Raw genomic sequence first — 12201 nt, forward strand, 5'->3', positions numbered from 1 at the left:
TCTCAACGTTTTTGGCCGGCGGCTAGGCGCTTTTCGACAGCTACCGAGTAGCGCGACATTCCCCAGCAGCAAAGGAAATAGAAGAGCGCGGCGAAAGCGTAAGCGGTCGTCCGCGTGGTCGGCGTAGCCCAGGTCGGGTCGACGAGCGTCGCCTCGATCGTACGCAGGAAATCGAAGATGCCGACGATGGTGACCAGCGTCGTATCCTTGAACAGCCCGATGAAGGTGTTGACGATGCCAGGGATCACGATCCGCAGCGCCTGCGGAAGGATGATCAACCGCATCATCTGCCAGTAGCCAAGGCCGAGCGACATGGCGCCCTCGTACTGGCCCTTCGGGATCGCCTGCAGGCCGCCGCGCACCACCTCCGCCATGTAGGCGGCGGCGAAGAGCGCGACACCGATCAGCGGCCGAAGCAGCCGGTCCGGCGACCATTCCTGCGGCACGAAGAGCGGCAGCATGGTGTTGGCCATGAACAGCACGGTGATGAGCGGAACGCCACGGACGAACTCGATGAAGATCACCGAGAGCAGCTGGATGGCGGGCAGGCGCGAGCGGCGCCCCAGCGCCAGCAGCACGCCGAGCGGCAGGGAGAAGACGATACCGACCGCCGAGATCAGGAAGGTCACCGTCATGCCGCCCCAGAGCCCCGTATCGACGCGAGGCAACCCGACCTTGTCGGCCAGCACGGCCAGCAGGCCGAAGACGACCAGCGCGATCAGGATCAGGCGCTTTGGCCGGTAGAAGCGCTGCCAGGCCGGCATCTCCTGTTCGACAGCCAGCCGGGCCTCGCCAAGCCAGAACTTGGCCAGCGACGGCACGAAGGACAGGACCAGATAAAGCACCGCCAACGCGAAGCTGAGCAGGATCAGAAAGCGCAGGAAGCTCTCTGCCCGGTCCCCGCCCAGCAGCAGGATGAAGGCGCTCGCCGGCAGGATGACGAAGAAGAAGAAGACGCCGATCTTCTTCAGCGGCGCCTTCGTCCAGAGCAGCCAGACCACGCCAAGCGCGAACATCGCGAAGACGATGTTAACCCGCCAGCGCTCCATCACCGGATAGGACCCGTAGATGAAGTACTGGAAACGGTCGGCGATATAGGCCCAGCAGGCGCCGACCGGCCGGCCGACCTTGTCGGCGAGGCAGGCATCACGATGCTCCCCCGTCCAGACCGCGTCGAGGAAGTAGAAGCGGATCAGGCCCGGCACCGCGTCAAACACGAGATAAACGCAGATCAGGGTCAGGATCGTATTGAGCGGGCTGGAAAACAGGTTGGTCCTGATCCAGGCCCAGGGGCCGGCCACGGAGAGGGGCGCGGGCTCCTGCTGCAGGGTCTCCTTGCGGACGAAGGCGTAAGGGGCGTTCTCGAGCGTTGCGTCGGTCATCGATCCGCCCTCACCGTTCAACCAGCGCCATGCGCTTGTTGTAGAGGTTCATGAAGAACGACGTCACCAGCGAGATCGTCAGATAGACCGCCATGGTGATCGCCACGACCTCGACGGCCTGGCCGGTCTGGTTCAGCACCGTCCCGGTGAAGACCTGCACGAGATCGGGATAGCCGATCGCCACGGCCAGCGACGAGTTCTTGGTCAGGTTGAGGTATTGCGAGGTCAGCGGCGGGATGATGACGCGCATCGCCTGCGGGATGACGACGAGCTTCAGCGTCGGCCCGTTCCTCAAGCCCAGCGCGTGCGCCGCCTCGGACTGCCCCTTCGAAACCGCCAGGATGCCGGCGCGTACGACCTCGGCGATGAAGCCGCCGGTATAGGTCGACAGGCCGATCAGCAGCGCAACGAATTCCGGGAAGATCTGCATGCCGCCGGTGAGGTTGAACCGACCCTGCTGCGGAAGATCGAACGACAGCGGTCGTCCGACCGCGAAGAAAACCAGGAGAGGCACGCCGATGACCAGGCCCAGCGCGACCCAGCCGTTGTGATACTGCTTGCCGGTTTTGGCCTGCTGCCCGCGCGCCCAGATGAAGAACGCAATGGCCGCGACGACGGCGACAATGAAGGCAATGACGACAGCCTCGAAGGCCGGCGCAAATTGCGGGCTGGGCAGGATGATGCCGCGATTGTTGAGATAGATGCTGCCCGGCAGCGCGATCGAGTTGCGGGCATCCGGCAGGGGCTTCAGAACCGCATTGTACCAGAAGAAGAGCTGGAGCAGCAGCGGGATGTTGCGGATGACCTCAACATAGATCATCGCCAGCTTCGCGATGACCCAGTTGTTCGAGAGCCGCGCAACGCCGACGGCGAAACCGATGATGGTGGCGAAGACGATGCCGAGGGCGGCAACGAGCAGCGTGTTGAGCAGGCCGACGAGGAAGGCCTGACCATAGGTCGAGCCGCCCTGGGCCGAGAACGGGATCAGCTTCTGGTTGATGTCGAAGCCGGCGGCGTTGTGCCAGAAGCCGAAGCCCGAGGCGATCTTCTGAGCACGCAGGTTCTCGATGGCGTTGGATGCGGCGGACCAGATGAGGAAGCCGACAAGTCCTACCAGCACGATCTGATAGACGTAGCCGCGGATCCTGGGGTCGTAGAACAACGACGCCTTGCCGGGTGATACCGTTTGGTCGGGAATGCTCGACACTTGTCACGCCCCTTTTGCTTCGCTTGTGACGGCCGGCGATCCTGCGGCTATGCGGTTGCGCCGAGGTCGTCTTGTTGCCCGTGCCGCTTATTCTGTGAGCTGCTTGCTGGAAGGGCGCGCCCTGCGAGCCCCGCCGTCTTTCACGCGCCCGACGCGATGCCGACGCCGATAGCTGCCGCTGCGGCGACAGTGGTGCCTTCTGTCTTCATGCCGTTCCCCTGTTCGGAGCGGGTTCGTCCCGCTCTCCCCGATTGAATAAATCTTGAGCAGCAAATGCCGGCACGGCAAGCCCTGCTGAAGCAAAAACCCGAACAGCAAATCCCGGACCAACCGCGCTTCGTTCCGTCACGCGCGGTTTTGGAATCTGTGCGCGCCCGACATCGCCTCGTCAACGAACAATCCCGTCAACGCGAGGCAGTGCCTGGCAAACTGCAGATTCGCCCCCTGTCACGGCCGAGACAGGAACGCCGCGAAACGCTTCGAGAGCGGCTCACGGCGCGGAGGCGGCCGCTCGCAGGCCGCAAGACAAAACGGGGCGCCGGTCTACCCGGCGCCCCGCGAATGCATCAGCGAACCGGCGGAGCGTATTGCAGGCCGCCCTTGGTCCAGAGCGCGTTCTGACCGCGGGCGATCTTGAGCAGCGAACCCTGGCCGACGTTGCGCTCGAACGATTCGCCGTAATTGCCGACGTGCTTGACGATGCGCACGACCCAATCCGGCGTCAGGCCGACCTGCTCGCCGAACTTGCCCTCGGTGCCGAGCAGGCGCTTGATCTCCGGATTGTCGGCCTTGAGCTGCTGGTCGACATTCGCCTGGGTGACGCCGAGCTCTTCGGCGTTCAGCATGGCGAAGTGGACCCACTTCACCAGGTTGAACCACTGCGGGTCGTTATTGCGGACGGACGGGCCGAGCGGCTCCTTGGAGATGATCTCCGGCAGGACGATGTGGTCGTCCGGATTGGTGAGCTTCAGGCGCTCGGCATAGAGGCCCGAGGCGTCGGTGGTGAAGGCGTCGCAGCGGCCAGCGTCATAGGCCTTGACCGTCTCGTCAGAGCTCGCGAAGGCCACGACCTCGTATTTCAGGTTGTTGGCGCGGAAATAGTCGGCGAGGTTGAGCTCGGTGGTGGTGCCCTGCTGGGTGCAGACCGAAGCGCCCGAGAGCTGCAGAGCCGAGTTCACGCCGAGCTTCTTGCGGACCATGAAGCCCTGGCCGTCATAGTAGTTGACGCCGGTGAAGAGCAGGCCGAGCGAGGCATCGCGCGTCATCGTCCAGGTCGAGTTGCGCACGAGCACGTCAATCTCGCCCGACTGGAGAGCGGTGAAGCGGTCCTTGGCCGAAAGCGGGATGAACTTCACCTTGTTAGGGTCGTTGAAGATCGTCGCCGCGATGGCGCGGCAGAGATCGACGTCGAGCCCCTTCCAAGTGCCCTGCGCATCGGGAACGCCGAAGCCCGCGAGGCCCGTGTTCGAGCCGCAATTCAGGATACCGCGCTGCTTGACCTGCGCGAGCGTCGCCTGGGCCGAAGCCGCGGTCGCGGAAATCGCCAAGCCGATTCCTGCCGCGAGGGCGGCTGCTAGAAACTTTTTCATCGGTAATCTCCCATTGAAGCCACGTTTCCGGCTCGCGCCGAACGCCATCCTGGTCTCGCCGCCGGCAGCATTTTCGCTGCTCGATTCATCTTGCGATTGCGCGACGCCCCCGTTGCCGAGTCGATTGCCAGAGCGACCCATGAGCGTCAAGCAACCGCCATCCGCCCCCGGCGCCCCTTGTTCGCCGCATACATCACATGCGAGTTTGGGGGGTGTGGTCAAGCCCGACTGCATTTTCCTGCCTTTGAGACCCGCTGTTTCCATGAAAAAGCTGTCTTCGCCTGAATTTGCGCGCCTTGGCGAGCGGACACGCCTCGTGCTGGCCGGACGCGACCCGGGCGATAGCTACGGCTTTGTCAATCCGCCTATCGTACGAGGCTCGACGGTCGTCTACCCGAACACCGAGGACTTCCTGGTCCGCAAGGCGCGCTACACCTACGGCACGGACGGCAACCCGACGCTCGACGCGTTCATGGCCGCGGCCAACACGATCGAGGGCGGCTCAGGCGTGGTCGTCACACCCTCAGGGCTGATGGCCTGCACGCTCGCCTTCCTGACTATGCTCTCTGCCGGAGACCATGTGCTGGTCACGGACAGCGTCTACCGTCCGACACGCATCTTCTGCGACACGTTCCTCAAGCGCATGGGCGTCGAGGTCAGCTATTACGACCCGCTGATCGGCGGCGACATCGCCAAGCTCTTCAAGTCGAACACCAAGGCCGTCTGGACCGAGGCGCCGGGCTCCCAGACCTTCGAGATGCAGGACATCCCGGCCATCGTCGCGGCGGCACAGGCACGCGACATCCTGGTCGCGATGGACAATACCTGGGCGACGCCGCTCTTCTTCGATGCCCATAAATTCGGTGTCGACTACTCGGTGCAGGCCGGCACCAAATATTATGCGGCGCATTCCGACGTGCTGATCGGCACCGTCTCGGCGCGGACGCCGGACCTGTTCAAGAAGCTGCGCGCAGCCTGGAATCAGCTCGGGCTGATCGTCGCGCCGGAAGACGCGTTCCTGACGCTGCGCGGCATGCGGACCATGGCCGTACGCCTGAAAGAGCAGATGCCGGCCGGCATCGCCATGGCCGAATGGCTGAGCGAGCGCCCCGAGGTCGCCCGCGTCCTCCACCCTGCCCTGCCGGGTGCGCCGGGGCACGAGATCTGGAAGCGCGACTTCACCGGCGCCTCATCGCTCTTCACCATCGAGCTGAAGCCCGTCTCGATGAAGGCGGTCGGTGCGATGCTCGACGGGCTGACCCTGTTCGGCATCGGCGCCTCCTGGGGCGGCTACGAGAGCCTCGTCCTGCCCTTCGACTGCAAGGACTATCGGACCGCGACCAAGCCCGATTTCAAGGGGCCGACGATCCGCATCCATATCGGCCTCGAAGACATCGAAGACCTGAAAGTCGATCTCGACGCGGGCTTCGCGCGACTACGCGCGGTTGGGTAAACCGGCGCACTGCTTGTCATTCCGGGGCTTCGCGTAGCGAAGAACCCGGAACCTGGACGCGGCTCACAACCGAACACCTATATCTCACCCAGTCCTGGGTTCCGGGTTGGCGCCTGTGGCGCGCCCCGGAATGACAAAGATGCGTTTTGAAGCCGCCGCGACGGCGCCTCAGAGCCGGCCGATCTCGAAATCGCGCCCGAGCAGCTTGGCGAGCTGCTTGAGGCGGCCCTCGACGCGCTCGCTGGACAAGGAGGCGAGATCGCCCGGGAAGCGCAGAAGCAGGCGGTTATCGACGCAGGTTGCCGGAATTCGCGGCAGGATGCCGGCCATCCCCGCCGACAAGAGATAGGCGACGCGGAAGATCGCGGCGATCAGCGTCGCACGCGCGAGAAGCGGCGGCTGAAGCAGCGTCTTCAGGCCTTCCGCCGCCGGAGAGCTGGCCTTCAGCCCGGCATAGCGATGGAAGATCGCCATCGCCAGGAAGGCCCGGCCGACATGGTCGATGCCGGTGAAATAGGCATGTGCAATGACGTTCATGCTCTGCTCGCCGCGATAATCGGGATGGGCGCGCCAGCCGATATCGGAAAGCAGGCAGACGGTCTCGATCAGGCGCCCGGAGGGCTCGTCTTGCGCGAGCCCCGCCGTTTCGAGAATTCCGCCCACCCAAGCGATGAGATCAGCTGCGTGGCGCGGATCGCGCGCACGCAGCAGATTGTAGTCGCGCGCGGCCTGCAGCAACGGATCGGAGGTCTGTTCCTGCGGCGAGAGCTGCTCGTGCAGCAGCCCCTCGCGCACGCCCTGTGCCGAAATGACGATGCTGCGGGGCTTGCCGCGCTTGATCAGTTCGTCGAGCACCAGCGCGCCATAGGCGAGCAGCGGCCGGCGCGCCGAGGAGACCGAATCGATGGCGTCGAGCACCGAGGCATCGGCCCGCTCGACCAGCTTGACGAAGTCGGCCGCGTCCTTGGGCGGGATCGCGTAGCCATGCATCACGTTGAGCGGGTAGTTCACACGGCGCTGGTGCAAGGTCGCCAAAGCGCGCCAGGTGCCGCCGACGGCGAAGAAATCGCGCCCCTTCATCGCGGCGAGCTGCGGCAGCTTGTCGAGTTCGTCCTTCACGATCTTCTCGGCTGATCGGATCGAGCCCTTCGAGCGATCAAGCAGAGCCAGGCCGCCGAGCGGGACGCTGGCACCCTTCCCGACGGCTCCCTTCTTGACGGAGATCAGCTCCAGGCTGCCACCGCCGAGATCGCCCACGACCCCATCGGGGGCATCAAAACCAGAGATCACGCCGAGGCCCGAGAGAATCGCCTCACGGCCGCCCGAGATCAGCTCGATCGGCTGACCGATCGCCTCCTCGGCGCGGGCGATGAACTCCGGACCGTTCTCGGCATAGCGCGCGGCGGCGGTCGCGATGACGCGGAGCTCGCCGACATGCATCGCCTCGCAGAGGATCCGGAAGCGCACGAGGGCCTGGATCGCCTTCTCGATCGCGTCCTCCGCCAACCGGCCGGTCGTGGCGACCTGCCGGCCGAGACCGGCCATCTCCTTCTCGTTGAAGACCTGCGATGGCGCCCGCGCCAGCATCTCGTAGACGACGAGACGGACCGAGTTCGAACCGATATCGACGATGGCGATGGTGTCGGAGAGCGCAAGCCGCCCCGGCGCGTGCCGGAGCTCAGGCTTTACGGCCTCCCCGGCGCGAGAGGGAACGGGGACTTGAATTCGAGAGCGATTTTCCACGTCCGGACAGACTCGGGTTCGTCATGAAGTACTTATGCGCGTTGAACGGCTCTTCGTTCGGCGCGGGGACAATGCGGCGCGAGCCGCCATCGGGCAATATCGTCCAGCTCTGCTCGTTGTCGAGCAGGTTGGCCAGCATGATCTGATCGAGCAACTGCTGATGCACGGTCGGATTGAGGATCGGCGTCAGCGCCTCGACCCGGCGGTCGAGGTTGCGCGGCATCAGATCGGCCGAGGAAATGTAGATCTTGGCCTTGGGCGAAGGCATGCCGTGCCCAGCGCCGAAGGCGTAGACGCGCGTGTGCTCGAGGAAGCGGCCGATGATCGACTTGACGCGGATCTTCTCCGACAGGCCGGGCACGCCCGGCCGCAGGCAGCAGATGCCGCGCACGACGAAGTCGATCTCAACGCCGGCCTGGCTGGCGTCATAGAGGGCGTCGATGATCTCGGGATCGACCAGCGAATTGCACTTGCCCCAGATCGCGCCCTTGCGGCCGGCCTTTACATGGGCGACTTCCTCGGCGATGTCGTCGAGCAGGCGCTGCTTGAGGCTTGTCGGCGAGACCGCCATGCGCTCCAACCCAGCCGGCTCAGCGTAGCCGGTGATGAAATTGAAGATGCGCGCGACGTCCTGCGCGATCACCGGATCGGCGGTGAAGAAGGAGACGTCGGTGTAGATGCGGGCCGTGATCGGGTGGTAGTTGCCGGTCGCGATATGGCAGTAGCTGACGAGCTGGCCGGCTTCCCGCCTAACGACGAGCGAGAGCTTGGCATGGGTCTTGAGCTCGATGAAGCCATAGACGACCTGGACGCCGGCGCGCTCCATCTCCTTCGCCCAGCGAATGTTCGCCTCTTCGTCGAAGCGCGCCTTCAGCTCGACCAGCGCCGTCACGGACTTGCCGGCCTCTGCGGCTTCCGTCAGCGCCTTGACGATCGGCGAGTTCGCCGAGGTGCGGTAGAGCGTCTGCTTGATCGCGACGACATTGGGATCGCGTGCCGCCTGCTGCAGGAACTGAACGACGACGTCGAAGCTCTCATAGGGGTGGTGGACGAGCAGGTCCTTCTGGCGGACCGCAGCGAGGCAGTCGCCGCCATGTTCCCGGATGCGCTCGGGGAAGCGGGCGTTGTAGGGCTTGAACTTCAGGTCCGACCGGTCGACGCCGACGAGCTGCGAGAGCTCGTTCAGGCCGATCATGCCGTTGACCTCGACGATCTCGTCGGCGTCGACCTTGAGTTCGCGCACGATCAGCCGGCGCAGATGGTCGGGCATGCCGGTCGAGACCTCGAGCCGGATGACGACGCCGAGCCGGCGCTGCTTCAGCATGGTCTCGAAGACGCGGACGAGGTCCTCCGCCTCCTCCTCGATGTCGAGATCGGAGTCGCGGATGACGCGGAAGGAGCCGGTGCCCTTGACCTCGTAGCCGGGGAAAAGCTTGCTGATGAACAGCGAAACCGCGTCCTCAAGCGTGATGAAGCGATGCAACCCCTCGCGGGCAAGATCGGGCAGCTCGATGAAGCGGTCGATCTTCACAGGCACGCGGATCAGCGCGTCGAGCTGGCGCCCATCGCTCTTGCGCTCCAGCGCCAGCGCGACGGTGAAGCCGAGATTCGGGATGAACGGGAACGGATGCGCCGGATCGATCGCCAGCGGCGTCAGCACCGGGAAGACGTAGTTGAGGAAATAGTCTTCCAGCCAGATCCTGTCCTGCGAGCCGATATCGCCCGGCTGCAGCAGGTGGATACGATTCTCATGCAGATCGTGGCGGAGTTCCGCCCAGCGCGCCTGCTGGTCGTCGGTAAGGGCCGAAACCGCCTGGCCGATCGCGACGAGCTGCTCGGCCGGGGTGAGACCGTCCTGGCTCGGCGTGACCACGCCCGCCTTGAGCTGCTCGCGCAAGCCGGAGACGCGGACCATGAAGAACTCGTCGAGATTGTTCGCCGAGATGGAGAGGAAACGCAGCTGCTCCAACAGCGGGTGGCTGCGGTTCGAGGCCTCCTCCATGACTCGGCGGTTGAACTGCAGCCAGGACAGCTCGCGGTTGATGAAGCGCTCGGGCTGCTGACGCAGCGGCGCAACGTCGGCCTCGCTGGAGAGCTTCTCCGGCTCGACGGTCACGGCTTCGAGAGTCATGTGCTTCACCCGTGTCCTGATTGTCTTTCCGCCCATGGCGCCGTTGAAGCCATCCTAGCGTGACGTTTCGATGACGGGCGACATGATTTCGTATGACGGCACGGCCGTTCGGCAAGCACGCTCTCTTTCAGCCGGGCTCATCTGGAAACAATTCCGACAGCACCTCCTGTGCCAGCGGGCGCGTGACGCGCCGGCCGCGCTCCAGCGCGACGCGATCGAGACGGTCCACCACCTGCCGCGCGGCAGCGAAAGAGCGCTCCATCCTGAGCGCCAGCGTCTCGATGACCGCGGTATCAACCACGAGCTGGCGATCAATGAAGAGCTTGACGAGGAGCGCCCGCAGCAACCCGTCATCGGGCGGCTCGATCGTGGCCCCCGGCGCCAATCTGAGGCGCGACAGCAGATCCGGCACGCGCAGGCCCCAGAAGGCGGGTTCCTTGCGCGCGGTCAGCAGCAGATGTCCGTCGCGCGCCTTCATCGCGTTCATCAGGTGGAACAGCGCGGCCTCTTCGAGCGGACCGGCATCGCAATCCTCGACGACGAGAGCCCCGCCGGAGACAAGGTGCGGGACCTTGGCCTCGGTCAGCTCCGCGGCCCGAATCGTCCAGGCATGGGCGACGCGGGCCCAGATCGCGGCGAGATGGGTCTTGCCGGCACCTTCGGGCCCGGTGAGACGCAGCCAGGCATCGGGCCATTGCGGCCAGCGCTCGACCAGGCCGTAGGCGGCCTCGTTGGACGGGCCGATCAGGAAATCCTCGACGCCGTGACGGCTGTCGACCGGCAGGTCGAAAGCGAGCTGGCGCGGGCGTGGGGGCACTTCGTTCATGCGTATTTCAGAGTTCGGCGTCGGCGCTGGACTTCGCCCGGGCTGCACGCCTGGCACCGACCCCGTGATAGAGGTTGCTGGCGAGATATTGCCGCAGCGCGAAGCGGCAGAGCACGCCGATGACGGCCGCAAGCGGCACCGCCAGCAGCAGGCCGACGAAGCCAAAGAGCGAGCCGAAGGCAAGCAGCGCAAACATCAGCCAGACCGGATGCACGCCGATGGAGTCACCGACGAATTTCGGCTGGAAGATGTTCCCTTCGAGGAACTGCCCGGCAAGGAAGACGCCGAGCGTTGCCAGCGGCCAGGTCCAGTCCGGCCAGAACTGCACGATCGCCACACCGACCGAGAGCACGAGCCCGGTCAGCGAGCCGACATAGGGAATGAAGGACAGGAAGCCCGAGATGATGCCGATCAGCGCGCCGAAATTCACGCCGACGATGCTGAGCCCGATCGCATAGAAGGTTCCGAGCAGCAGGCAGACGAGAGCCTGCCCGCGCAGGAAGCCGGCGATGGCGCGATCCATCTCATGCAACAGGCTGCGAATGGTGTCGCGGTGATCGAGCGGCAGCCAGCTATCGACGGTCGCGACCATCCGGTCCCAATCGACCAGCAGATAGAAGGCGATGACCGGCGTCAGGACCAGCAGCGAGAACACGCCGACGATGGCGGTGCCGCCGCTCCAGAGCGATTGCAGCAGGCCACCCACCCATTTGGTCGCCTCGCCGACGAGGTTTCCCAGCGAATTCTGCGCTTCCTGTTGCAGCTTCCCGGCGCCGAGGCGTTCAAGCCAGGGGAAACCCTTTTCCATTACCAGGGCCTGCAGCTTGGCCGCGTCGGAAGGCAGCCTGTCGACCAGCCCGGCTAGCTGCCGGCCGAGCAGCGGCGCGAGCAGCACCAGCGCCAGCACGAAGATGATGAGGAAAACGACCAGGATGACGATCGTCGCGGTCAGCCGGTTCATCCCCATCCGCTCCAGCCGGTCGGCCAGCGGATCGAGCAGATAGGCGAGCGCCAGCGCCGCGATAAAGGGCAGCAGGATATCGCGCAGGAGCACGAGCAGGAGGATGAAGACCAGGAGGGAGCCCAGCCAAAAGCCGATCTGGCGCTGCAACGTCATCGATCAGCCTCTTTCGCCTATCCGACCAGCGGAATGGGACAAATGTGCACGGAAAGCCGCAGTTCCAAGCGCCGGCCGCGTGTGAAATCTCGTCAGCCCGCCATGTGGCGCAGCCAGAAGGCGAGATAGGCCGCCATCGAGGCGAGCGTCAACACGGCGACGACGAGTTCGCCGACCACGGCCGCCGGACCGAGATCGATCCCGAAGGCCCGCGAGCCGAGCGCCAGCGCCGCGAAGGCAATCTGCGCCGCCGTGTTGAGCTTGCTGACGAGGAACGGCGCGATCGCGACCGGACGGGCGAGCAGCCACGAGAGCAGCACCGCCGCCACGATCATGATGTCGCGTGCCGCGACGAGAATGACGAGCCAGACCGGGATCGCGCCGACCACCGCCAGCGTGATGTAGATCGAGACGATCAGCGCCTTGTCCGCGATGGGGTCGAGATAGGCGCCGAGCTCGCTCGCCATGCCGCAATGTTTGGCGAGAAAGCCGTCGACAGCGTCGGAAATGCCGGCGACGACAAAGATGATGAAGGCCGCCTCCCAACGCGCGTTCACGATCATGACGATGACGAGCGGCACCAGGAAAAGCCGGGCAACCGTGATCAGGTTCGGGATCGTCATGACGACAGCTTCGCTCATGGCGCGACACGATGCCAGCCATGCGTCGTTCACACGACCTTCGATGTCATCCTGGACAAGTGCCGAAGCCGCGCCGACCCGGGATGACGGCAGTTGATGGTGAGAAACCGAC

General features: G+C 64.9%; 9 protein-coding genes. 1 reads left to right on the forward strand and 8 read right to left on the reverse strand.

What is annotated here, in order from left to right; all coding sequences use genetic code 11:
• Positions 1 to 2: 2 nt before the first annotated feature.
• From AC1DDA_RS01630 to AC1DDA_RS01640, 3 genes are all read right to left on the reverse strand, one after another.
• The gene (locus AC1DDA_RS01630; protein ID WP_441511345.1) at positions 3 to 1382 is read right to left on the reverse strand and encodes an amino acid ABC transporter permease; all 1380 of its coding nucleotides are present in this window, start codon (positions 1380 to 1382) and stop codon (positions 3 to 5) included.
• Between the two features lie 10 nt (positions 1383 to 1392).
• Positions 1393 to 2589 (reverse strand): amino acid ABC transporter permease, encoded by a 1197-nt coding sequence (locus tag AC1DDA_RS01635; protein WP_441511344.1) that lies wholly within the window; start codon positions 2587 to 2589, stop codon positions 1393 to 1395.
• 566 nt (positions 2590 to 3155) lie between these two features.
• Positions 3156 to 4178, reverse strand: a complete 1023-nt coding sequence (locus AC1DDA_RS01640; RefSeq protein ID WP_441511343.1) for an amino acid ABC transporter substrate-binding protein — start codon at positions 4176 to 4178, stop codon at positions 3156 to 3158.
• Positions 4179 to 4440: 262 nt separating this feature from the next.
• Here AC1DDA_RS01640 and metC point away from each other — a divergent pair, with 262 nt between their 5' ends.
• Positions 4441 to 5631: a cystathionine beta-lyase gene (gene metC, locus AC1DDA_RS01645; RefSeq protein ID WP_476794365.1), complete on the forward strand. Its 1191-nt coding sequence runs from the start codon at positions 4441 to 4443 to the stop codon at positions 5629 to 5631.
• 168 nt (positions 5632 to 5799) lie between these two features.
• Here the strand turns inward: metC and ppx are convergent, their stop codons facing one another.
• The 5 genes from ppx to AC1DDA_RS01670 form a co-directional block, all read right to left on the reverse strand.
• Positions 5800 to 7374 (reverse strand): exopolyphosphatase, encoded by a 1575-nt coding sequence (gene ppx, locus AC1DDA_RS01650; RefSeq protein ID WP_476794366.1) that lies wholly within the window; start codon positions 7372 to 7374, stop codon positions 5800 to 5802.
• A complete protein-coding gene (locus AC1DDA_RS01655) occupies positions 7310 to 9505 on the reverse strand; it encodes an RNA degradosome polyphosphate kinase (protein WP_441511340.1) in 2196 nt (731 codons plus the stop codon). Before AC1DDA_RS01655 ends, ppx begins: the two co-directional genes overlap by 65 nt.
• 127 nt (positions 9506 to 9632) lie before the next feature.
• On the reverse strand, positions 9633 to 10331 hold the full coding sequence (locus AC1DDA_RS01660; RefSeq protein WP_476794367.1) for a P-loop NTPase family protein: 699 nt from the start codon (positions 10329 to 10331) through the stop codon (positions 9633 to 9635).
• A 7-nt stretch (positions 10332 to 10338) separates the two neighbouring features.
• Entirely contained in the window at positions 10339 to 11448 is a 1110-nt protein-coding gene (locus AC1DDA_RS01665) for an AI-2E family transporter (protein WP_476794368.1), read from the reverse strand.
• A gap of 92 nt (positions 11449 to 11540) precedes the next feature.
• A complete protein-coding gene (locus tag AC1DDA_RS01670) occupies positions 11541 to 12071 on the reverse strand; it encodes a CDP-alcohol phosphatidyltransferase family protein (RefSeq protein WP_476795113.1) in 531 nt (176 codons plus the stop codon).
• Between the last annotated feature and the right edge of the window lie 130 nt (positions 12072 to 12201).

The sequence above is a fragment of the Allobosea sp. 10N428 genome, assembly GCF_056394545.1.